Raw genomic sequence first — 20,492 nt, 5'->3', positions numbered from 1 at the left:
GGATCAGGGTTGGCCCGCGTCGGACCCGGCCGAGGCCATGAGGATGCCGTCCGACGGCTGGGTCGGGGCTTTGTAGATGAAGCCGTTGGTCGGATAGACGGACGTGCCCAGATCATGAATCGGCTTGTACCAGACCTTGACCGCGCTCCAGTCCCCCTCGTTCGAGACATCCACTACGGTGACGTCTTCCTCGACCTTGCCGCGGCTGCCGCCCCAGTTGGCGTGGGTGATGCGGATAACCCGGTCGGTCAGAATGTCGGAAACGACGGCCACATGGCCCCTGCTCATGCGTCCGCTCGACGGGAAGGAAAGCACGGCTCCAACCTGGGGCCGGTCGCCGGTGTTGAACTTGCCCTGGGCCTGGGTCCACCAAGTGTGGGCGTCGCCGTAGATGTTTATGCCCGAAAACATGCGGGCGAAGGTCACGCATTGCCAATACGGCTCGTCGGCCTTGGCGGTCGGCGGGGCGACCAGCACAAAAAATCCGAGCGTCGCCGCAACCGCGGCGGCCGTGAGCCGTTTAATCATGCCTTCAATGCGTCCCGACTTAAGATGGCCCATGCCTAAACGATAGCTTCAGAGTGTTGCAATCTCCTTTCAGGGGAAAAGCAGTTCCGAGACTCGTCGCTTTCGCGTATTTTCCGGCGCGCCGCCATGGCCCTCAACGCCTTGCGGGCCGGGCGTTCGATGAGGTGGTAGGTCAGCATCGCCGCCACCGAAATCGCCGCCACCAAGGCCAACCACACAATGACGTGAACGGGACGGTGACCGGGCCCCACCACTGCAAGGATGCGCTGAGCAGTAGCCCGGCCATGCCGAAAAGTGTGACCAGATGCAGCGGATAGACCCGCGCGACCCGCGCCTTACGGCGATTTCACGACCGGGATGGTCGGCGGGATCAGGCGCTGCATTCCGCCGGCTTCGCCTCGCCCGGCGCATACATCTCGCACGAGCGATCGATCTCGCCCTGGATCACGGCGCAGGGATTGGCGGCGTTGCAGGGTGGCCGGGTCGCCGGGCTGACGGCGATGCAGCGCTGGACCAGACGGGCGGAAACCACCTCGCCGATGGCGTCGCGACAGGCACCCGCCTCTGCGACCGCGGGAGACGCGGCGAGGGCGGCGGGATCAACCTCTTCCTGGGGCGGGGCATCGGCGGGCATCACCGGCGGCGGCGCATCGGCCGTCGCCGGCTCGACCACGGGGGATTCGACGGGCTGCCCGCATCCGGCGACCAGGGCGGTCGCGGCCAGCAGGGCGATGACGGTCCGGCGCATGGGCACTCCGTTCTTTCGCGGAAAGCCTTACCTAGACACGGTTCGACGGGCGGCGAAAGCGGCGATCAGCGCCCCAACGCAGCCCGCTGCATGGCGAACAGCTCGACGCAGCCGCCTTCGGCCAGTTGGAACAGCCGGTCGAACTCGCTGCGGGTGAAGCCGCGTTTCTCACCCGTGGCCTGGATTTCCACGATGGTCCCCGACCCCGTCAGGACGAAGTTGGAATCGGCCTCGGCGGTGGAATCCTCTTCATAGTCGAGGTCCAGCACCGGCAGGTCGTTGCAGACCCCGCATGAGATGGCCGCCACCTGATCAAGGATCGGATCAGTCTTCAGCACGCCCTCGGCGCGCAGATAGTCAAAAGCCGAGGCCATGGCGACCCAGGCTCCGGTGATGGCCGCGGTCCGCGTGCCGCCGTCGGCCTGAATGACGTCACAGTCCAGCACCACCTGCCGCTCGCCCAGGGCCTTGAGGTCGACCACGGCGCGCAGGGAGCGGCCGATCAGGCGCTGGATTTCCTGGGTGCGGCCGCTTTGTTTGCCCGCCGCCGCCTCGCGCCGTCCCCGCGTGTGGGTCGCCCGGGGCAGCATGCCGTACTCCGCCGTGACCCAGCCCGCGCCCTTGCCGCGCATCCAGCCGGGGACGCTTTCCTCGACCGAGGCCGTCACCAGAACCCTGGTATGGCCGAAGGTCACAAGGCACGAGCCCTCCGCATACCGGTTCACTCCGGTCTCCAGGGTGACGGCGCGGAGCTGTTCGGGCGTGCGTTCGGACGGGCGCATGACGGTATTCCTTGGAAGCGGCAGCGGCGGTGCTTATCCTGAAACCGTGACCCTGTCCCCCGCATCTTCGGTAAGCCGCCATCACTCCGTGTCGGATCACGCGCCTGTGCCGGCCGCCCGGAAAGGCCGGTCGCGCGCATGAAGCCGACCCTGCTGACCCCGACATCGCTGGAGACCGGCAGTCTGATCGGGCTGGATCAGCGCGCGCGCGACATCTTCCGCCGCATTGTGGAATCCTATCTCGAGACGGGTGACCCCGTCGGCTCGCGCACCCTGTCGCAGACCGGCATCGCCCTGTCCCCCGCCTCCATCCGCAACACCATGCAGGATCTGACGCTGGCGGGCCTGCTGGGCGCGCCGCACACTTCCGCAGGCCGAATCCCGACCCATGCGGGCCTGCGCCTGTTCGTCGACGGCCTGCTCGAGATCGGCGACATCGGGGCTGAAGAGCGGCGCGAGATCGACGCGCGTCTGGCAGGACGCGGGCGCAGCTTCGAGGAGGCGCTGAACGAGGCCTCCAGCCTGCTGTCCGGCCTCGCCGGCGGGGCCAGCATCGTCGCCAGCCCGATCCGCGAGGCTGGGGTCAAACATGTGGAGTTCGTCGCCCTGGGCCACGATCAGGCGCTGGCGGTGCTGGTGGGCGACGACGGCTCTATCGAGAACCGGCTGATGCCGCTGAAGGCCGGCGTCACCCCCTCGACCCTGACCGAGGCGTCCAACTTCCTGAACGCCCGGCTCAAGGGTCGCCCCCTGAACGAGACTCGCAGCGAGATGAGGGTCGAGCTGGACGCCGCCCGGCGCGAACTGGACGCCGCAGCCGCCCGCCTGGTGGAGGATGGTCTGGCGGCCTGGTCGGGCGGGGCCGAGCGTGAGCGCTCCCTGATCGTGCGCGGCCGCGCCAATCTGCTGCACGACCGCGAGACGGCCGAGGATCTGGAGAAGGTCCGCGTCCTGTTTGACGATCTGGAGCAGAAGGAACAGCTGATCGGCCTGCTGGACGGGGTGTCCACGGCCCAGGGGGTCCGCATCTTCATCGGCGCGGAAACGCGACTGTTTTCGCTTTCGGGTTCCGCCGTGATCGCGGCACCCTATATGACGGGCCGACAAAGGGTCCTAGGCGCCATCGGCGTGATCGGCCCCGCGCGACTGAACTATGCCCGGATCATACCGTTGGTGGACTACACCGCCCGGGTGCTGGGCCGAATGCTGGACGGACAAGAAACGTGAACCATACCCCCGAGACCGATTTCGACCCTGAAACCGAGGCCAATGCGGAAGCGGGACTGGATTCCCATCCGACAGACCATGACGAGGACGATCTGGGGCCTATCGACGCCCTGATCGCCGAGCGCGACCAGTGGAAGGACCGCGCCCTGCGCGCCGTGGCCGAAGCCGAGAATACGAAGAAGCGGGCCGAGACCCAGTCCAACGACGCCCGCGCCTATGCCATCCAGCGCTTCGCCCGCGACCTGCTGGGCGTGGCCGACAATCTGGAGCGCGCGCTTCAGGCCGCGCCCCCGGTTCGTGAAGGGGGGGAAGTGGATGCGGGTGAGGCCGGGTTGGTCACGGGTCTGGAGCTGACCCAGAAGTCCCTGCTTCAGGCGTTCGAGACCAATAATCTGAAGCGTGTCGCGCCGGAACCCGGCGAGGCCTTCGATCCGCACCTTCATCAAGCCATGATGGAACAGCCGTCCGACAGCATTCAGGGCGGACAGGTGATCCAGACCTTGCAGCCCGGCTACGCCCTGTTTGGACGCACGATCCGACCGGCCATGGTGGTCGTCGCGGCCAGGGGTTCGGGCGCTGCGGCCGGCAATGCAGCCTATGTCGCCGCCGGCGCGACCGGCGGCAATTTCAACGGCAAGGCCTGATCCCTTAGGCTTTCAGCCGCCGTTCGAACAACGCCAGCAGCTTGGTCCAGCCGTCCGCGGCGTCAGCGGCGCGGTAGCCATCGCGATAGTCGGCGTGGAATCCGTGCGGCGCGGCGGGATAGACGTCGATGCCGCTGTCTGTGCGCCCGGCGCGTTGCAGAGCCGTGCGCATGGTCTCGACCGAGTCCAGCGGAATGCCCCGGTCGGCTTCGCCGTAGAGGCCCAGCACCGGCGCCTTGAGATCGGCGGCCAGATCGACCGGCCATGGCGCGCCGCCGGCCGCCTGTTCGGGCGTGGCGGTCGCCGCCGGGGCCAGGCGGCCATACCAGGCCACGCCCGCGTCGATGGCGGCGAATCGGGCGGCGGCCTGCCAGACGACCTTGCCGCCCCAGCAGAAGCCGGTGATCCCGACCTTGTCGGCGTTGGCCCATAGCTGCTGACTGGCCCAGTCCAGGGTCGCGGCGATGTCGCCCATGACCTGCTCATAGCCCGCGGCGGCCACGATCCGCTGGACCGCCTGCATGTCGGCCAGCGGTGCGGGATCGGCGACCCTCACGAAAAAGGCGGGGGCGACGGCGACATAGCCGGCCGTGGCCAGCCGTCGGCAGACGTCGCGGATGTATTCGTGCACGCCGAAGATCTCCGAGACCACGATCACCACCGGAAAGGAGCCGTCGCCCTTGGGGCGCGCCACATAGGCGGGCAGGGCGAAGCCGTCGGGGGCCGGATAGGTCACGTCTTCGGTCGTCAGTCCTGCGTCCGGCGTCGTCACCGGACTGGCCTGGGCGGCCAGGGCGGCGGGTGCGTAGCCGGCGAAGAACAGGCCACCCAGCCCACCCGTGGCCAGCGCCGTCCGACGGCTGAAGCGGAAGTCGTCGGCATCGGGGCCCTCGGGACGGATCAGGCTGGTCATTTGCGGCTCCGGAAACGGAGCGCCACAGTGTCCGCAGCCTTGCGTCAGGTCGAGTCACGTTTGCGACGGCGAGGACGCGGCCTTTCGTAGCGTCAGATTGATCCGTCCGCCGCCGGGGATGAGCGTGGACGACCCCGCGATGATCCGGTCGACGCCGTGTCGCGCCAGCCTGGCTGGTCCTGTCAGGGCGCAGACGTCTCCCGACGCCAGCCGGATCGATTGGGTCGGGCCGCCTTGCGCCGCGCCGATCCGGAACACCGCCGTGTCGCCCAGCGATATCGACAGCACGGGCGCAGCCAGGTCGCGCTCGTCCTTGTCCTGATGCAGGCCCATTTTCGCGCCCGACCTGTACAGATTGACCAGACAGGCGTCCGGCGGTTCTGGCCAGGCGGTCAGGGCGGTCCACAGGTCGGTCAGGATCGCGGGCATCACGGGCCATGGGACGCCGGTCCCGGGATGGGTCGGCTGATAGCGATACCCGGCCCGGTCCGAGACCCAGCCCAGATGGCCCATATTGCTCATCTCGACAGAAAACGGTCGTCCGGTCCGCGTCACGGGTCGATAGAAGGGCGCGGTTTCGACGGCCGTCAGGGCCGCGTCGCGCAGATCCGCCTGTTCCCGCGACGAAAGCACGCCCGGCCAGAAGCGGAAGCCCGGAAATCCCGTGTCGATCTCGCGCGGAGCCGCCGGAATCACCGGGTCAGATAGTAGTCGCCGATGCGACAGACGTTGACGTTCTCGCGCACCAGCGTCTGGCCGCCCGCGAGACCGACTTTCAGATCATAGAGGCAGCCGTTCGCGCCGTTGTCGATCAGCACGAGACGGCTTTCGCCCGTCGGGATCGGCGCGCCGCCCAGCAGGTCTGGCCTGAAGTCACCCGTCCTGACGTCGGCCGCCTGCAACGACTGAAGCACGAGGCCCGTCTGGTTGTGGATGCGAACACGACGATTCTGCTGGTCGCTCGACTGACTCGCCGCGTCGGCCACCCCGCCCACGGTGAGGAGGGCGGCGATCAGGGTCGTGGCGATCACTCTGACGGTCATGGCGGCCATTCTGTCCAACACGGTCCTCGGGTTGTATTTTGCGCCCGGTCGCGCCTCTTTTCCAGAGGTATCATGCCGTTGCGACGAGACTGCCGCCCCTGACGAAGACTGACGGCTAATCGCGCGCGGATCGTGATTGGGTCTTGCGGGCGGGGGGGCGTTTCCCATATCGGCGACAACCGCTGTAAAACCCCGTCGCTGATGGGGCTTTGTGGCCGGGACCGTACCAACAGACCAAGACCCTGATATCGGGGGCGGTCACGCGCGGCGCTTCGCTTGTAAAGGCCGCCGCATCGCCCTCTGAATGGAGTGAAAGACGACACATGGCCAAGATCATCGGCATCGACCTGGGCACCACCAACTCGTGCGTGGCCGTCATGGACGGCAAGAATCCCAAGGTCATCGAAAACGCCGAGGGCAACCGCACCACGCCCTCCGTCATCGCCATCCAGGACAGCGGCGAGACCCTGGTGGGTCAGCCGGCGCGTCGTCAGGCCGTGACCAATCCGACCAACACCCTTTTCGCCATCAAGCGCCTGATCGGCCGCTCGTTCGACGATCCCGTGGTCGCCAAGGACAAGAAGATGGTCCCCTATGAGATCGTCAAGGGTCCGACCGGCGACGCCTGGGTGCGCGCCAACGGCAAGGACTATTCGCCCCAGCAGATCTCGGCCTTCACCCTGGGCAAGATGAAGGAGGCCGCCGAGGCCTACCTCGGCGAGACCGTGACCCAGGCCGTGATCACCGTCCCGGCCTATTTCAACGACGCCCAGCGTCAGGCCACCAAGGACGCCGGCAAGATTGCCGGTCTGGAAGTCCTGCGCATCATCAACGAGCCGACCGCGGCGGCCCTGGCCTATGGGCTGGACAAGAACGAAGGCCAGAAGATCGCCGTCTATGACCTGGGCGGCGGCACTTTCGACGTCTCGATCCTCGAGATCGGCGACGGCGTCTTCGAGGTGAAGTCGACCAACGGCGACACCTTCCTGGGTGGCGAGGACTTCGACCTGCGTCTGGTCGACTATCTGGCCGACGAGTTCAAGAAGGAGCAGGGCGTCGACCTGCGCTCCGACAAACTGGCCCTGCAGCGCCTGAAGGAAGAAGCCGAAAAGGCCAAGAAGGAGCTCTCCTCGGTCACCCAGTACGAGGTCAATCTGCCGTTCATCACCATGAACGCCTCGGGCCCGCTGCACCTGAACATCAAGCTGTCGCGCGCCAAGCTGGAGGCTCTGGTCGAGGACCTGGTCCAGCGCACCATCGAGCCCTGCGCCAAGGCGCTCAAGGATGCCGGCCTCAAGGCCTCGGACATCGACGAAGTGGTGCTGGTCGGCGGTATGACCCGCATGCCGATGGTCCAGGAAGCGGTGAAGAAATTCTTCGGCAAGGAGCCGCACAAGGGTGTGAACCCCGATGAAGTCGTGGCTTTGGGCGCTGCCGTTCAGGCCGGCGTGCTGCAGGGCGACGTCAAGGACGTGCTGCTGCTCGACGTGACCCCGCTGACCCTGGGCATCGAGACCCTGGGTGGCGTGTTCACTCCGCTGATCGAACGCAACACCACCATCCCGACCAAGAAGAGCCAGGTGTTCTCGACCGCCGACGACAACCAGTCGGCCGTGACCATCCGGGTCTTCCAGGGCGAGCGGCCGATGGCGTCCGACAACAAGGTGTTGGGTCAGTTCGACCTGATGGGCATTCCGCCCTCGCCACGCGGCATGCCGCAGATCGAGGTCGCCTTCGATATCGACGCCAACGGCATCGTCCACGTTACCGCCAAGGACAAGGCGACCAACAAGGAACAGTCGATCCGCATCCAGGCCAATGGCGGCCTGTCGGACGCCGACATCGACAAGATGGTCAAGGAAGCCGAGGCCAACGCCGCCTCCGACAAGGCCAGGAAGGAGATGGTCGAGGCGGTCAACGCCGCTGAAAGCCTGATCCACTCGACCGAAAAGGCCATGGCCGAACACGGCGACAAGGTCGGGGCCGAAGAGAAGACCGCGATCGAAACCGCCATGGCCGAGCTGAAAACGGCCAAGGAGGGCACGGACCCCGAGGACATCCGGACCAGGACCAACACCCTGGTCCAGGCCTCGATGAAGCTGGGCGAGGCCATGTACGCCTCGCAACAGGGCGACGGCGCCTCGGATGAAGCCCCCGCCGACGACGGCGTGGTCGATGCCGAGTTCGAGGAAGTCTCGCCCGACGGCGACGACGACAAGAAGAGCGCTTAAGCGGACATAATCCTCTCCCCTTGGGGGAGGGGGACCGCGGAGCGGTGGAGGGGGCCCGCACCGGACACCGGCTCATGGGTCGGCCCTTCCACCATCCTCCGGTTGGTCCCCCTCCCCCGGCCGCTTCGCCGGGGGAGGAATGGACGGGCGGGGCCGTTTCGTGAAACTTGCATCATTTCGCCGGGTGCCCATGTCAGCCCGGTCAACCGTTGCGGTCACCCGCCCAAAGAGGCGCGAACCGTGCGGCAGAGTCAGAGGACGAACGCCTGATGGCGACGCGTGACTATTATGAGGTCCTCGGGGTCGAGCGGACATCCGACGCCGCTGGCCTGAAAGCCGCCTATCGCAAGCTGGCCATGCAGCACCACCCCGACCGCAACGGCGGGTGCGAAGACTCCATGGCGCGCTTCAAGGAGATTTCCGAAGCCTATTCCGTCCTGTCCGACGACCAGAAGCGGGCCGCCTATGACCGCTTCGGCCATGCCGGCGTCAACGGCGGTCAGGGCGGGTTCGGCGGTCAGGGCCAGGGCTTCACCGACGTCAACGACATCTTCTCCCAGGTCTTCGGCGACGCGTTCGGCGACGTCTTCGGTGGACGGCAGGGCGGCGGTGCCCGCCAGCACGGCCCGCGCCGCGGTTCGGACCTGCGCTACGATCTCGAAATCACCCTGGAGCAGGCCTACAAAGGCGCGGACGTCGACATAAGCATTCCGGCCACGGCCACCTGCGACGCCTGCGCGGGTTCGGGCGCCAAGCCCGGCACCAAGCCCACCAACTGCACCACCTGTCAGGGTGCGGGTCGCGTCCGCTCGGCCAACGGCTTCTTCCAGGTCGAGCGCACCTGCCCCCGCTGCGGCGGTCAGGGCCAGATGATCGCCGAGCCCTGCGGCACCTGCGCCGGTCACGGCCAAGTCCGCAAGAACCGCAAACTCCAGCTGAAGATTCCCGCCGGTGTCGACGACGGCTCGCGCATCCGCCTGTCGGGCGAAGGCGACGCGGGCCAGCGCGGTGGTCCGCGCGGCGATCTCTACGTCTTCATCTCGGTCACGCCGCATGAGCTGTTCGAGCGCGACAACCTCGACCTGCTGGTCACGGTCCCCGTGGCCATGACCACGGCGGCCTTGGGCGGCGAGATCGACGCCCCCTGCCTGACCTCCGAAGCCTGCGACGGCCGCTGCAAGGCGCCCGTCACCGTCCCCGCCGGGTCACAGACCGGCAAGACCGTCCGCATCAAGGGCAAGGGCATGCCGCATCTCAACGGCAAGCACCGGGGCGATCTGGTGGTCGAACTGTTCGTCGAGACCCCGACCGAGCTGACCGCCCGTCAGAAGGAACTGCTCGAAGAGCTGGCCGCCTCGCTGGGCGACGGACAGACACCGCGCAACTCGTCCTTCACCGGCAAGGCCAAGCGGTTCTGGGCAGACATTCTCGGCACCGAGCCCGGCTCGAAAGAAGCCGCGCAGTGACCGCCATCTTCCACGTCGGCATCTCCGGCGCCCGGGGCCGGATGGGGCGCGCCGTCTCGGCGGCGCTGGACGCTCGCGAGGACGTGGTGGTCGCGGCCCGTTTCGATCGGGGCGAGACGCCCGACCTGAGCCTGTGCGACGTGATCATCGACTTCTCGACCGCCGACGCCTCGGTGGACCTGGCCCAGGCCTGCGCGGAACGGGGGGGACCGGCGCTGGTGATCGGCTCGACCGGCCTGACGTCCGATCAGGACGCCGCCGTCCTCAGGGCCGCCGAGCGTGTCGCCATCGTCCGCAGCGGCAATTTCTCGCTGGGCGTCAACATCCTGATCGGCCTGGTCGAACACGCAGCCCAGCGGCTGGACGCGGCCGACTGGGACATCGAGGTGCTGGAAGCCCATCACCGCAAGAAGGTCGACGCCCCCTCCGGCACCGCCCTGATGCTGGGCGAGGCCGCCGCCAGCGGTCGTGGCGAGGATCTGGCCGACATCCGCCGCGCGCCATGGGACGGCATCACCGGCCCCCGCGAAACCGGCGGCATCGGCTTCGCCAGCCTTCGCGCCGGCGGTATCATCGGTGAACACACCGTGCTGTTCGCCTCGGAGGACGAGACCCTGACGCTGAGCCACTCGGCCATCGACCGCTCCCTGTTCGCCAAGGGCGCCGTCGCCGCCGCCGCCTGGGTCCGCAGCCGCAAGCCAGGCCTTTACGACATGCAGGACGTGCTCGGTTTTCGCCAGGCTTGATCCTGGGCAGGCTCACGCCTGCAGGGCGCTATCGCTCGCGACGCGATCGCTCACTGCTTGAGCGCCTGACTTCTCTTCGGTCTCCGGCAGGTCTGCGCGCAGCACCCGGGCCGCCCCGGATCCGACCTTCGGTCGGTCCGGGGACAGGCTCCGGGTCGGGAGGTCCCGGAGGGCCGACGACCGCGGCTCACCGGGGAACCTGAACCTCAAGGGCCTCAATGCGCGTGGCGGCGACGACCGTGGCCCCGGCCCGTGAACAGCGACTTGATCAGGAACAACACCGCGATCACCACGGCGAAGCCGAGGAACAGCGCCAGCACGGTCATCCAGAACGCCAGCGTCAGCAGCGGCGGCATCACGAAGGCACCGCCGTCCAGCATCGGACGCAACAAGCCCACCAGGATGAAGACTAAGGCCGCCCCCAGCGACGTGGACCACAGCCGGCTCCAGCCGGTCATCATCAAGGCCGCGATCACGGCGATGACCAGCCCGGTGATCTGGTTGACGGTATCGAAGCCGCCTTGCGCCAGGCCGAACAGGCCGGTCAGAAAAGCGCCGATCGAGTCGATGAGGGATTCCATGCGTCCAGCCTCCGTCCTGTGGCCCCGCTTGGCCGAGTGGCAGGGTTAACGCCGGTCGCGCCAGATGGCTCCGCTTATCGCCCCGTCGAGCCGAAACCGCCCGTGCCGCGCGCCGTGTCGTCCAGCGCCTCGACCACCGTCATCGCCGCCTGGTCGTGTCTTGCGATAACAAGCTGGGCGATGCGTTCGCCGCGCCGGATCACGAACGGCTCCTGCCCATGGTTGATCAGGATGACCCCGACCTCGCCGCGATAGTCGCTGTCGATGGTGCCGGGCGAGTTGAGGCAGGTGATGCCGTGCTTGAGCGCCAGCCCCGAGCGGGGCCGCACCTGAGCCTCATAGCCCTGCTGCAGTGCGATCTTCAGACCGGTCGGCACCAGCGCCCGCGCGCCTGTCGCCAGCGTCACGGGCGCATCCTCCGGCACGGCCGCGCGCAAATCCATGCCCGCCGATCCGGAGGTTTCATAGGCGGGCAGGGCCAAGCCCTCGGCATGCGGCAGGCGTTCGACGCGCAGGGTGGTCATGGGCGGGGTCTCTCAGGCCGTGAAGTGATCGGCGACGCGCAGGGCCAGCTTGCGCGCCACATCCGCTTTCGACTGACGCGGCCAGGTTTCGGCCGGGCCGTCGCGGGTGAACAGGGTCACCGCGTTGCCGTCGGCGCCGAAGACATCGTCCGAAACGTCGTTGCCGACGATCCAGTCGCAGCCCTTGCGCGACAGCTTTGCCTTGGCATTGGCCTTGAGGTCCGTCGTTTCGGCGGCGAAGCCGATCACCAGCCTGGGCCGCGTCTTTCCGGGCGCGGAGATGCCGGCGAGGATGTCCGGGTTCTCGATCAAGGCCAGCGACGGCGGCCCGCCCGGGGCCTTCTTGATCTTGCCCGAGGCGACGCCGTCCACCCGCCAGTCGGCCACGGCGGCGCTCATCACCGCGATGTCGGCGGGCAGCGCGGTCTGAACGGCCGCCTGCATGTCGCGCGCCGTCTCGACCCAGACCCGCTCGACGCCGACGGGTGCTGGCAGGGCCACCGGGCCGGACACGAGCGTCACCTCCGCGCCCAGCCGCGCGAGCGCTTCGGCGATGGCATAGCCCTGTTTGCCGCTGGAGCGGTTGGTCAGGCCGCGCACGGGGTCAATAGGCTCGAAGGTCGGACCGGCCGTGACGATGGCCTTCCGCCCCGCCAGCGGACGGCCGTCCGGTCCGGCCAGCAGGCCCTCGATCACCGACAGAATGGCCGCCGGTTCCGCCATCCGCCCCGGACCGAACTCGCCACAGGCCATCTCGCCCTCATCGGGTCCGACCACCGCCACGCCGTGAAAGCCGTCGAACCCTTTGAGCCGCTCCATACTGGCCTGCACCGCCGGATGCAGCCACATCCGCACGTTCATGGCCGGGGCCAGCAACACCCTCTTGTCGGTGGCCAGCAGGGTCGTGGAGGCCAGGTCGTCGGCCAGGCCATTGGCCGCCTTGGCGATCAGCCCCGCCGTCGCCGGGGCCACGACCACCAGATCGGCCCAGCGCGACAGCTCGATATGGCCCATGGCCGTTTCGTCCTCGGGCATGAACAGTTCCGACCGCACGGGGTGGCCGGTCAGGGCCGCCAGCGACAGGGGGGTGACGAAAGCGGCGCCCGCCGCCGTCAACACGCCCATGACCTCGGCGCCACCCTTCCTGAGCAGACGGGTCAGCTCCAGCGCCTTGTAGGCGGCGATACCGCCGCCGACGATCAGCAGGATCTTGCGTCCGGACAGGCTTGGCATAGTCATCGCCATGATCTAGCGACGCGACCGCGCGCCGTCGAGTGACGCCTCAAAAAATAGAACGTTGCATGAACAAGTGACCTGTGGTTATGTTTCCCTCGGCGGGTTTCAACCATGGGAGGGATAGATGATCGTCAGACTGTTCGCGGCCGCAGCCGTGGTGGGAGTGTTCGGACTGGCCGGATGCGGAGACGGCGGCTCCGCCGTCGAGACACGGGACCGGTCGGACGCGACGTCGGACACGGCCCTGACGGCGGCCGGCATCCCGGCGCAGGCGGGAACGACCTCGCCCGCCGCAGCACGGCCGGCGCTGACGCCCAATCGCAGCGAAACCGTAGACGCCAAGACCGCCCGGCTGTTCGCGCGCAACGGCGCGGCCTTCGGCGCGAAAACGGCACGCGACTACCTCGACAAGGTCGAGGCCTTCACGATCAACCCACCACGCGATGCGGACAGGATCGAACGCCCCAACGGCGACGTTCTGCTCTATCAGGCATCGACCAACACCTTCGCGGTCGTGTCGCGCGACGGCGTGCCCAAGACGATGTTCAAGCCGGACGACGGCGCGACCTACTGGGCCGAGCAGAAGGCCGCCGCGCCCACCTTCGGCCGGCGTCGGGACGCGTCGCGATCGGCGGAGTGACACGGTCGGACGGGGACTTCAGTCCTGGTCCGCCTCCTTGCGGTCGGCCATGTCGCGGATCAGGTCCAGCGCCAACTTCTGCTGCCGGGTCGACAACCGGGGCGCCAGACGGCTGATTTCGATGGTGTAGCGGGTCGCCGGAAAATCGTGCTCGAAGGCCGCGCCGCCCTCGGCCATGCCGGCGATCTGCGCACCGCTCAGGCCTTCGAAGAAATAGCCGATGTCGACCTTGAAGAAGCGCGCGATGTCCCAGAGTTTCGAGGCCGACACACGGTTGGCGCCCTTCTCGTACTTCTGGATCTGCTGGAAGGTCAGCCCCAGGGCTCGGCCGAGGTCGCTCTGGTTATAGCCGAGCGCCAATCTCTTCTCGCACACCCTGCGACCGACGTGTCGATCTACCGGATGGGGTCCATCTTCGCCCTTGCCTCTGGCCATTCGTCTCAACGCCCTCTGTGTTATCAGCACTCCCTGAATGCGCCTGCTTCGCCTTTCTGTCACGAAAAAACGCGCCGTTTTCCAGCAATTTACATCTTTGGGGTGCACCGCCGTTTCGACCTCTCACCGGGCGCGGGAAAACACGTCCTGTTTGGCGATTTCGGCCGTCAACGGACGACGATTTTCCGACGCGCCAGACCAGCTGCGAGCGCCAGAAGCACCGCGAGGCCGAACAGCAGGTCGCCCCATCGACTATAGAGGGTGGGCGCGGCGGCTCGGGGCAGTCGAGCGTCGATGACGCCGCTCTCGCCGGGCTCCAGCCTCTGATCGGCGACCACCCGCCCCCAGGGATCAATCATGGCCGACACGCCGGTCGGGGTGGACCGGACCAGCGGCAATCCGGTCTCGATCGCGCGATAGCTGGCCAAGTTCAGGTGTTGCAACGGCCCCGAGGTGCGCCCGAACCAGGCATCGTTGGAAATGTTGATGATCCATCCCGGCCGGGCCGCGCCGCCGGGCGTAAAGCCCGCGTACAGGCTCTCGTAGCAGATCAGCGGCTGGGCCCTCGGCGCGCCCGGAATGTCGATCGGCGCGGGGCGGGGTCCGGGGCTGAAGTCCAGCGGCATGTGCGTCAGGCTGCGCACACCCAGCGCGCCCAGCAATCCGCCGGCGGGCAGGAACTCCCCGAACGGCACCAGCCGGTATTTGTCATAGGTCGCCGAGACCCGCAGGCCGTCGCCGCCCTCGTCGGTCAGCACGAACAGGCTGTTGAAATACCGCTCGCCCTCGGGCGCGACGGGATCGGCCACGCCCCGGCTCAGGCCAATGATCAGGCTCTGCCCCGGCTGCACGGCGCGGGCGATGGCTGCCGCGTCCGGCGATCCGGGCGCGAACACCCGATTGGCCGAGGCCGGCAGCGCTCCCTCGGGCCAGATGATCAGGTCGGGGACCAAGGCGCCGGGCCGTGCCGTCAGGTTCACATAACGGTCGACGATCCCCTGATAGGCCTCGGGCGTCCATTTCGACTCCTGCGCCACGTCGGCCTGGACGATGCGGACGACCGTGTCGGTCAGTTCGAGGCGCGCCTGCGACAGCCGCGCCGCTCCGCCGACCACCAGGGCGGCGAGGGCGATCGCGCCCAATGCGGCCGAGCCGATCCGCGCCTTGCGGGACCCCTCCGACAGCAAGGGTGCGAAGGCGGCCGCCGCCGCCACCGTGACGAAGCTCAGGCCATAGATCCCGACCAAGGCGGCGAACTGCGACCCCGCCGACCCCGCCTTCCAGCTGGCCCCGGCCGGATTCCACGGGAACCCGGTGAGCACGTGTCCACGCAACCACTCCAGCAGGCAGAACAAGGCGGCGAAGACCAGCACGCGGAGGACGCCCCCTGGCATGAACCGCCGGTACAGCGCCGTCGCCGTGCCCCAGAACAGCCCTAGGCCGATGGGCAGGAGCGAGGCCGCGAAGGGTGCCATCCACGCCTGCGCCGGATTGACCAGGAACGCCTCGGCGACCCACCAGCAGCTGATGAAGAAATAGGCGAAACCGGCCAGCCAGCCCATCCAGAAAGCGCCGCGCGTCCCGCCCGAACGTTCGGCGAGGACCATCAGCAGGGCATAGCCCAGCAGACCGGGCAGGATGCCGAACGGCGGATGCGCCAGCGCCGTCGCGACGCCCGCCGCCAGCGCCAGGCCGATCCGGCCGAGGCGCAGGATCAACCGCGCGCGGCGGCCATCATCTCGGTCAGGCGTCGCCGTCAAGCTGGTCATCCGACGTGTATGGGTCCGCTACGCCCAGGCTGACAAGGAGGGATCGCTCCTCCGCTTCCATCGTCTCGGCCTCGATCTCGGCCTCGTGGTCACGCCCCAGAAGGTGCAGGACGCCGTGGACCGTCAGGTGCGTCAGGTGATCGGCCAGCGTCTTGCCCTGCGCCACCGCTTCGGCCGCGCACACGCCATGGGCCAGGACCAGGTCGCCCAGATGCGGCGCCTGCCCCGGAATCATCATGGCCGCCGCCGGAAACGACAGCACATTGGTCGGCCGGTCGCGCTGGCGGAAGCGGGCATTCAGGTCCCGGACCGCCGCGTCGTCGGTCAGCAGAACGACTACGTCGCCGACTACCGTCCCAAGCGCCGCCGTCGCAGCGCGATCGACCACCGCGACCACCTCCGGCAGGTCGCGTGTCCAGGCCTCGTCCTCGACCTCGACCTCGATCACGAGTCGGGGTCTTCGAGATCGGCGGCGGGGCGGCGGCTTGCGGAGTCAGCATCATAAGCGCGCACGATCCGTTCCACCATGGCGTGGCGCACCACGTCCTGGGCCTCGAAGCGCTGGACGCCCACGCCTTTCACGTCTTCCAGAATGCGCAGGGCGTGCTTCAGCCCGGAATCGCGCGGGTTCAGCAGATCGACCTGCGACGGATCGCCGGTCACCACCATGCGCGCGCCCTCGCCGAGCCGGGTCAGCACCATCTTCATCTGCAGGCGCGAGGTGTTCTGGGCCTCGTCGACGATAATGTAGGCGTGAGCCAGGGTCCGGCCGCGCATGAAGGCGATGGGAGCGGCCTCGATCTCGCCCTTGTCGCGCCGGCGGCGCACGTCGTCGGGGCCGAGGATGTCGTTCAGCGCCTCCCAGATCGGGGCCAGATAGGGATCGACCTTCTCGTTCAGGTCGCCGGGCAGGAAGCCCAGCTTCTCGCCCGCCTCGACCGCCGGGCGGGTGATGACCAGCCGGTCGACCTGTCCACGCCGCAGCAGGGAGGCGCCGTAGGCTGCGGCCAGGAAGGTCTTGCCCGTCCCCGCCGGGCCGACGCCGAAGGTCAGTTCGCAGCGCGACAGCAGGGCCAGATAATTGGCCTGCGCCGCCGTCTTGGGCGCGATGGCCCCGCGCCGCCCGACCGGCAGGGCGATGGTGTCCGGTGCGACACTCCCCTGCCCTGCCCGCGGCTGGGCCGTCGCCGCGCCCAGGGCGGTGCGCACATCGGCCTCGGTGATCTCGGCCCCGGTCTCGGCGCGGTTCGCCAGCGTCTCGATCACCCGCTTGGCCTGGGCCCGGTCGCGGGCCGAGCCGTTGATTGAAACCCCGCCGCCCGGCGTCTCGACCAGAACCTTGAAGCGGTCCTCGATCAGGGCCAGGTGCCGGCTGCCGGGGCCGATAATGGCGCGCAGGGCGTCGTCGCCCAGGGCCAGGAACTCACTCTCACGCGCCAATCAGTTGGTCCCGCTGTTTGAAGGGCGTAGCCCCGTCATGAAGAAGACGGCCCTTCAGAGAATTCTGCCGGCCGTGTTCGATCTCGACCGTAACGATCCGACCGATCAGATGATCCGCGTCCTCGACATGGACAGACTGTAGCCAGGGTGAGCGGCCGATGGCCTGGGCTCCGTTGCGGCCCGTCTTCTCGAACAGAACGTCCATCGTATGCCCGGCCATGGCGGCGTTGAAGGCCGTCTGCTGCGCCCAAAGCAGGGCCTGCAGCGCATGCAGCCGCTCGCGCGCCACCGCTGCCGGAACCTGCGACCCCAGGCTGGCCGCCGGCGTTCCGGGGCGCGGCGAATACATGAAGGAGAAGGCCGAGGCGTAACCGACCCGCCGCACCAGATCCATCGTCTGCTCGAAATCGGCGTCCGTTTCGCCCGGAAAGCCGACGATGAAATCCCCCGACAGGGCGATGTCCGGCCGCGCCGCGCGGACGCGGTCGATCAGGTCGAAATATTTCTGCCGCCCGTGCTTTCGGTTCATCGCCCGCAGAATCCGGTCCGAGCCTGACTGCACCGGCAGGTGCAGCCAGGGCATCAGGGCCTCCAGCTCGCCATGGGCGGCGATCAGGTCGTCGGACATGTCATTGGGATGGCTGGTCGTATAGCGGATCCGGCTCAGGCCGGGGATTTCGGCCAGGGCATGCGCCAACCGCGCCAGCGTCGAGGGTTTCCCGTCCGCTTCCTCGCCGTCGTAGGCGTTGACGTTCTGTCCCAGCAGCGTGATCTCGCGCACGCCCTTGTCGGCGAGTTGGCGCGCCTCGGCCAGGACGGCGGCGACCGGCCGCGACCATTCGGCCCCGCGCGTATACGGCACGACGCAGAAGCTGCAGAATTTGTCGCATCCCTCCTGCACCGTCAGGAAGGCCGTCGGCCCATTGACACTGCGGGCGCCGATCTTCTCGAACGTCAGGGCGTCGAACTTGTCGACCGGCGCGAAGTCGGCCCCGATCCGCTCGCCCCGCGCCCGCGCCATGCGGGTCAGCAGCTCGGGCAGCTGGTGATAGGCCTGCGGCCCGACCACGATGTCCACCGCTGGCTGACGGCGCATGATCTCCTCGCCCTCGGCCTGGGCGACGCAGCCGGCCACGGCGATGATCATCGATGTCCTCGATGTCCCTGTCGCAGTCGTCGAATTCCTCGCCCGGGCGTCCTTCAATTCTCTCAGCCTTCCGAGCTCGGAATAGACTTTCTCGGCCGCCTTCTCGCGGATATGGCAGGTGTTCAGGATGACGAAATCAGCGTCCTCGGCCGTGTCCGTCGTCGCATAGCCCAGCGGCCGCAGCACGTCGGCCATTCGCTCGGAGTCATAGACGTTCATCTGGCAGCCGTAGGTCTTGATGAACAGCCGCCGCGGTGGGGTCTGTTCGTCGGACGGCGTGAAGGGCGTTTCGGTCATGGGGCTGGCTAAATAGCGCGGCCACGCTCCGCGCGCCACAGCGGGCTGCGCGCGTCAGAGGTCCAGCTTGTCCGGATCGACGCGATGGGCATGGCGGGTGAAGATCAGACCTTCACGCTTGGACGGCTCGGCCCCCTCGATCGGCTTGCCGTACAGTTCCAGCTTGTGGCCGATCAGTTCAAAGCCAAGCCGCTCGGCGATCTCGGTCTTCAGCCGCTCGATCTCCGCGTCGAAGAATTCGATGACCTCGCCCGACCGGGTGTCGATCAGGTGATCATGATGGTCGTCGCCCGCCTCTTCATAGCGGCTGCGACCATCGCCGAAGTCGTGCTTCTCGACCACACCGGCTTCCTCGAACAGGCGCACGGTGCGGTAGACGGTGGCGATAGAGATGTGCGGATCGATGCTCGAGGCTCGACGGTACAGCTCCTCGACATCGGGATGGTCTTCGGCGCTCGACAGCACCCTCGCGATGACGCGGCGCTGTTCGGTCATCCGCATGCCGCGGTCGGCGCAGAGTTTTTCGATACTGTCCATGCGATCAGAATAGGCGGGCAGCACGCGCTAGGGAAGCGCATCAACCAAGTTGAGAACCAGTAGCAAAGCGTCATGGTGCGTTCCATCGACGCGGGCATAATATCGTAGTCGTCGTCCCGCCTCGATGAAGCCGGCCCGGGCATAAAGCGCGCGGGCTGCGGCGTTGTCGTCGGCCACCTCAAGCAAGACGCGGGTCGCGCCCCGCGCCGCAGCTCCGGCCACGCCCTCGCTGGTCAGGCGACCGCCCAGACTGTGTCGCCGCGCCTCCGGCCGGACCGCCAACGTCAGAATCTCGGCCTCGTCGGCGACGACCCGCATCAGGATGAAGCCATCCGGAGCCTCGACCGCGAAGACGCCCGGCTGCGACAGCAGGGCCGCGAACGCGGACCGGTCCCAAGCCGCGTCGAAGGACTGCGAGTGCAGTTCGGCGAGACGAGCCGACTGATCGACCGCGCCGGTCATTCCCGCGTCGGTCGGGGCTGCCCGGGTAGTCGGCTGGGCGGCGTCGCGTCGGGCGCGAGCAGATAGAGCGGCCTCGGCGGGCTTTCGATCGGATCCGCTGCGGCGGCGAGCCGGGCCACGGCGTCGGGCGTCGGTCCCGCGTGATCGTGGACAAGTGCGTCCGGCGCGGACCCGGCGATCAGGACCGCTCCGGACCCGATCAGTACCGCGCCCGCGCCGAGCTTCGCCACGCGCGCGCCCGCCGCCCCGAGCGACACGGCCTCGGCCGGGCCATCAGGGCGGCCGTCGATCCAGAACCGGGCGTAGACCTGGCCCCGACGCGCATCGATCAGTGCCGCTACGGCCCTGGCGTCTCCCGCCGAGGCCGCCAGAGCGTCCAGCGTCGAGACCCCCACCACCGGCCGGTCCAGCGCCGCCCCCAGCCCGTGGGCGAAGGCCAGTCCGATCCGCAGGCCGGTGAACGACCCCGGCCCGACCGTCACGCCGATGCGGCCGACGGCATCGAAGCCGCCCGCTTCCGCCACCGCCTCGCGCGCCAGCACGGCCAGCCGTTCCTGATGCCCCCTGATCATGGCCTCCGAACGGAGGCCCAGCGATCGCGCGACGCCGTCGGCCACCTCGAACACGCCGACGCTGCACAGGCCCAGCGCCGTATCGACGACCAGCACCCTCACGACGCAGCCCCGCCGGCCGTCAGTCGTCCCGCGCCAGCGCCCGCACGACGCGGGCTACGGCCCTGCGCACCTCGCGGTCCTCGATCAGGGGAAAGCCCGCCGCCACAGCGCGTCCGTCGACGCTGGCCGTGATCGCCCGAAGCCCGCTCCAACCGTCGTCTGATCGCCCAGCCGCCGTCTCCACCGGAGGAAAAAACGACTCGACCGAGGTGCCCAGCACGGTCGCCGCCCGATGCAGACGCGAGGCGGATATGCGGTTCTGGCCGGTCTCGTATTTCTGCACCTGCTGAAAGCTGATCCCCAACTGCTGCGCCAACGCCGTCTGCGACAGGCCCAGCGCCGAGCGCCGCAAACCGATGCGCGCGCCCACGAAGATGTCCACCCCGTCGCGATCGCCGATCCTCGCCATGACCCATACTCTC

24 protein-coding genes are annotated in these 20,492 nt (G+C 68.2%); 6 read left to right on the top strand and 18 right to left on the bottom strand.

The genetic code is table 11. The features are described from left to right. Positions 1-3 precede the first annotated feature (3 nt). The 3 genes from ACESMO_RS12195 to rph form a co-directional block, all read right to left on the bottom strand. A complete protein-coding gene (locus tag ACESMO_RS12195) occupies positions 4-528 on the bottom strand; it encodes a CHAP domain-containing protein (RefSeq protein WP_372708416.1) in 525 nt (174 codons plus the stop codon). Between the two features lie 370 nt (positions 529-898). Further along, complete coding sequence (locus tag ACESMO_RS12190; RefSeq protein ID WP_372708415.1) at positions 899-1,276, bottom strand: hypothetical protein; 378 nt, start codon at positions 1,274-1,276, stop codon at positions 899-901. 65 nt (positions 1,277-1,341) lie between these two features. Next, positions 1,342-2,058 carry a ribonuclease PH gene (gene rph / locus ACESMO_RS12185; protein WP_372708414.1) on the bottom strand — a complete coding sequence of 239 codons (717 nt, stop codon included), beginning with the start codon at positions 2,056-2,058 and terminating at the stop codon, positions 1,342-1,344. Between the two features lie 138 nt (positions 2,059-2,196). Here rph and hrcA point away from each other — a divergent pair, with 138 nt between their 5' ends. Together hrcA and grpE are read left to right on the top strand one after the other, a co-directional pair. Beyond that, positions 2,197-3,285, top strand: coding sequence for a heat-inducible transcriptional repressor HrcA (gene hrcA, locus ACESMO_RS12180; protein ID WP_372708413.1), 1,089 nt, complete (start codon positions 2,197-2,199; stop codon positions 3,283-3,285). Positions 3,286-3,341: 56 nt separating this feature from the next. Beyond that, positions 3,342-3,929 (top strand): nucleotide exchange factor GrpE, encoded by a 588-nt coding sequence (gene grpE / locus ACESMO_RS12175; protein ID WP_372708460.1) that lies wholly within the window; start codon positions 3,342-3,344, stop codon positions 3,927-3,929. A gap of 4 nt (positions 3,930-3,933) precedes the next feature. On the opposite strand, the gene ACESMO_RS12170 is transcribed toward grpE, so the two are convergent. Genes ACESMO_RS12170 through ACESMO_RS12160 form a run of 3 tightly spaced genes read right to left on the bottom strand, consistent with a single transcriptional unit; the run spans position 3,934 to position 5,885 of the window. Beyond that, on the bottom strand, positions 3,934-4,842 hold the full coding sequence (locus ACESMO_RS12170; protein ID WP_372708412.1) for a dienelactone hydrolase family protein: 909 nt from the start codon (positions 4,840-4,842) through the stop codon (positions 3,934-3,936). Between the two features lie 54 nt (positions 4,843-4,896). Next, positions 4,897-5,538 (bottom strand): alpha-ketoglutarate-dependent dioxygenase AlkB, encoded by a 642-nt coding sequence (locus ACESMO_RS12165; protein WP_372708411.1) that lies wholly within the window; start codon positions 5,536-5,538, stop codon positions 4,897-4,899. Beyond that, the gene (locus ACESMO_RS12160; RefSeq protein WP_372708410.1) at positions 5,535-5,885 is read right to left on the bottom strand and encodes a hypothetical protein; all 351 of its coding nucleotides are present in this window, start codon (positions 5,883-5,885) and stop codon (positions 5,535-5,537) included. The genes ACESMO_RS12165 and ACESMO_RS12160 overlap by 4 nt, the downstream gene beginning before the upstream one ends. Positions 5,886-6,094: 209 nt before the next feature. Here ACESMO_RS12160 and dnaK point away from each other — a divergent pair, with 209 nt between their 5' ends. The 3 genes from dnaK to dapB all read left to right on the top strand — a co-directional run bounded on the left by dnaK (position 6,095) and on the right by dapB (position 10,328). Continuing rightward, positions 6,095-8,116: a molecular chaperone DnaK gene (dnaK, locus tag ACESMO_RS12155; protein WP_372708409.1), complete on the top strand. Its 2,022-nt coding sequence runs from the start codon at positions 6,095-6,097 to the stop codon at positions 8,114-8,116. Between the two features lie 269 nt (positions 8,117-8,385). After that, a complete protein-coding gene (gene dnaJ / locus ACESMO_RS12150; RefSeq protein WP_372708408.1) occupies positions 8,386-9,582 on the top strand; it encodes a molecular chaperone DnaJ in 1,197 nt (398 codons plus the stop codon). Continuing rightward, positions 9,579-10,328 carry a 4-hydroxy-tetrahydrodipicolinate reductase gene (dapB, locus tag ACESMO_RS12145; RefSeq protein ID WP_372708407.1) on the top strand — a complete coding sequence of 250 codons (750 nt, stop codon included), beginning with the start codon at positions 9,579-9,581 and terminating at the stop codon, positions 10,326-10,328. The genes dnaJ and dapB overlap by 4 nt, the downstream gene beginning before the upstream one ends. Before the next feature lie 215 nt (positions 10,329-10,543). Here the strand turns inward: dapB and ACESMO_RS12140 are convergent, their stop codons facing one another. The 3 genes from ACESMO_RS12140 to coaBC form a co-directional block, all read right to left on the bottom strand. Further along, positions 10,544-10,909 (bottom strand): hypothetical protein, encoded by a 366-nt coding sequence (locus tag ACESMO_RS12140; RefSeq protein WP_372708406.1) that lies wholly within the window; start codon positions 10,907-10,909, stop codon positions 10,544-10,546. Between the two features lie 74 nt (positions 10,910-10,983). Further along, positions 10,984-11,433: a dUTP diphosphatase gene (dut, locus tag ACESMO_RS12135; protein WP_372708405.1), complete on the bottom strand. Its 450-nt coding sequence runs from the start codon at positions 11,431-11,433 to the stop codon at positions 10,984-10,986. 12 nt (positions 11,434-11,445) lie between these two features. Continuing rightward, positions 11,446-12,672, bottom strand: a complete 1,227-nt coding sequence (gene coaBC / locus ACESMO_RS12130; protein WP_372708404.1) for a bifunctional phosphopantothenoylcysteine decarboxylase/phosphopantothenate--cysteine ligase CoaBC — start codon at positions 12,670-12,672, stop codon at positions 11,446-11,448. Positions 12,673-12,793: 121 nt separating this feature from the next. Here coaBC and ACESMO_RS12125 point away from each other — a divergent pair, with 121 nt between their 5' ends. Next, positions 12,794-13,309, top strand: coding sequence for an S-type pyocin family protein (locus ACESMO_RS12125; protein WP_372708403.1), 516 nt, complete (start codon positions 12,794-12,796; stop codon positions 13,307-13,309). An 18-nt stretch (positions 13,310-13,327) separates the two neighbouring features. Here the strand turns inward: ACESMO_RS12125 and ACESMO_RS12120 are convergent, their stop codons facing one another. The 9 genes from ACESMO_RS12120 to ACESMO_RS12080 form a co-directional block, all read right to left on the bottom strand. After that, on the bottom strand, positions 13,328-13,744 hold the full coding sequence (locus tag ACESMO_RS12120; RefSeq protein ID WP_372708402.1) for a helix-turn-helix domain-containing protein: 417 nt from the start codon (positions 13,742-13,744) through the stop codon (positions 13,328-13,330). Between the two features lie 167 nt (positions 13,745-13,911). Beyond that, the gene (gene lnt, locus ACESMO_RS12115; protein ID WP_372708401.1) at positions 13,912-15,513 is read right to left on the bottom strand and encodes an apolipoprotein N-acyltransferase; all 1,602 of its coding nucleotides are present in this window, start codon (positions 15,511-15,513) and stop codon (positions 13,912-13,914) included. After that, positions 15,488-15,961 (bottom strand): rRNA maturation RNase YbeY, encoded by a 474-nt coding sequence (ybeY, locus tag ACESMO_RS12110; RefSeq protein ID WP_372708400.1) that lies wholly within the window; start codon positions 15,959-15,961, stop codon positions 15,488-15,490. Before ybeY ends, lnt begins: the two co-directional genes overlap by 26 nt. Continuing rightward, positions 15,958-16,953: a PhoH family protein gene (locus tag ACESMO_RS12105; protein WP_372708399.1), complete on the bottom strand. Its 996-nt coding sequence runs from the start codon at positions 16,951-16,953 to the stop codon at positions 15,958-15,960. The genes ybeY and ACESMO_RS12105 overlap by 4 nt, the downstream gene beginning before the upstream one ends. Then, positions 16,943-18,397, bottom strand: coding sequence for a tRNA (N6-isopentenyl adenosine(37)-C2)-methylthiotransferase MiaB (gene miaB, locus ACESMO_RS12100; RefSeq protein WP_372708398.1), 1,455 nt, complete (start codon positions 18,395-18,397; stop codon positions 16,943-16,945). Before miaB ends, ACESMO_RS12105 begins: the two co-directional genes overlap by 11 nt. Before the next feature lie 54 nt (positions 18,398-18,451). After that, entirely contained in the window at positions 18,452-18,934 is a 483-nt protein-coding gene (locus tag ACESMO_RS12095; RefSeq protein ID WP_372708397.1) for a Fur family transcriptional regulator, read from the bottom strand. Positions 18,935-18,961: 27 nt separating this feature from the next. Further along, a complete protein-coding gene (locus tag ACESMO_RS12090) occupies positions 18,962-19,396 on the bottom strand; it encodes a GNAT family N-acetyltransferase (protein WP_372708396.1) in 435 nt (144 codons plus the stop codon). Next, positions 19,393-20,070 (bottom strand): tRNA (adenosine(37)-N6)-threonylcarbamoyltransferase complex dimerization subunit type 1 TsaB, encoded by a 678-nt coding sequence (gene tsaB / locus ACESMO_RS12085; protein ID WP_372708395.1) that lies wholly within the window; start codon positions 20,068-20,070, stop codon positions 19,393-19,395. Before tsaB ends, ACESMO_RS12090 begins: the two co-directional genes overlap by 4 nt. 19 nt (positions 20,071-20,089) lie before the next feature. After that, on the bottom strand, positions 20,090-20,479 hold the full coding sequence (locus ACESMO_RS12080) for a helix-turn-helix domain-containing protein (RefSeq protein ID WP_372708394.1): 390 nt from the start codon (positions 20,477-20,479) through the stop codon (positions 20,090-20,092). Positions 20,480-20,492: the final 13 nt, after the last annotated feature.

It is taken from the genome of Brevundimonas sp. (assembly GCF_041688735.1).
Taxonomy (GTDB): Bacteria; Pseudomonadota; Alphaproteobacteria; order Caulobacterales; family Caulobacteraceae; genus Brevundimonas.
The sequence above is the reverse complement of the archived record's forward strand: the minus strand, read 5'-3'. Positions and strand labels throughout refer to the sequence as shown.

Bases quoted from the DNA above. Each gene is read 5' to 3' on its own strand.
- ACESMO_RS12095 (WP_372708397.1), bottom strand. From the start codon at position 18,934: ATGGACAGTATCGAAAAACTCTGCGCCGACCGCGGCATGCGGATGACC.
- dnaJ (WP_372708408.1), top strand. From the start codon at position 8,386: ATGGCGACGCGTGACTATTATGAGGTCCTCGGGGTCGAGCGGACATCC.
- ACESMO_RS12160 (WP_372708410.1), bottom strand. From the start codon at position 5,885: ATGACCGTCAGAGTGATCGCCACGACCCTGATCGCCGCCCTCCTCACC.
- lnt (WP_372708401.1), bottom strand. From the start codon at position 15,513: ATGACCAGCTTGACGGCGACGCCTGACCGAGATGATGGCCGCCGCGCG.
- ACESMO_RS12170 (WP_372708412.1), bottom strand. From the start codon at position 4,842: ATGACCAGCCTGATCCGTCCCGAGGGCCCCGATGCCGACGACTTCCGC.
- hrcA (WP_372708413.1), top strand. From the start codon at position 2,197: ATGAAGCCGACCCTGCTGACCCCGACATCGCTGGAGACCGGCAGTCTG.
- miaB (WP_372708398.1), bottom strand. From the start codon at position 18,397: ATGACCGAAACGCCCTTCACGCCGTCCGACGAACAGACCCCACCGCGG.
- ACESMO_RS12125 (WP_372708403.1), top strand. From the start codon at position 12,794: ATGATCGTCAGACTGTTCGCGGCCGCAGCCGTGGTGGGAGTGTTCGGA.
- coaBC (WP_372708404.1), bottom strand. From the start codon at position 12,672: ATGACTATGCCAAGCCTGTCCGGACGCAAGATCCTGCTGATCGTCGGC.
- ACESMO_RS12190 (WP_372708415.1), bottom strand. From the start codon at position 1,276: ATGCGCCGGACCGTCATCGCCCTGCTGGCCGCGACCGCCCTGGTCGCC.
- ACESMO_RS12195 (WP_372708416.1), bottom strand. From the start codon at position 528: ATGATTAAACGGCTCACGGCCGCCGCGGTTGCGGCGACGCTCGGATTT.
- ACESMO_RS12080 (WP_372708394.1), bottom strand. From the start codon at position 20,479: ATGGCGAGGATCGGCGATCGCGACGGGGTGGACATCTTCGTGGGCGCG.
- ACESMO_RS12120 (WP_372708402.1), bottom strand. From the start codon at position 13,744: ATGGCCAGAGGCAAGGGCGAAGATGGACCCCATCCGGTAGATCGACAC.
- rph (WP_372708414.1), bottom strand. From the start codon at position 2,058: ATGCGCCCGTCCGAACGCACGCCCGAACAGCTCCGCGCCGTCACCCTG.
- ACESMO_RS12090 (WP_372708396.1), bottom strand. From the start codon at position 19,396: ATGACCGGCGCGGTCGATCAGTCGGCTCGTCTCGCCGAACTGCACTCG.
- ACESMO_RS12140 (WP_372708406.1), bottom strand. From the start codon at position 10,909: ATGGAATCCCTCATCGACTCGATCGGCGCTTTTCTGACCGGCCTGTTC.
- dut (WP_372708405.1), bottom strand. From the start codon at position 11,433: ATGACCACCCTGCGCGTCGAACGCCTGCCGCATGCCGAGGGCTTGGCC.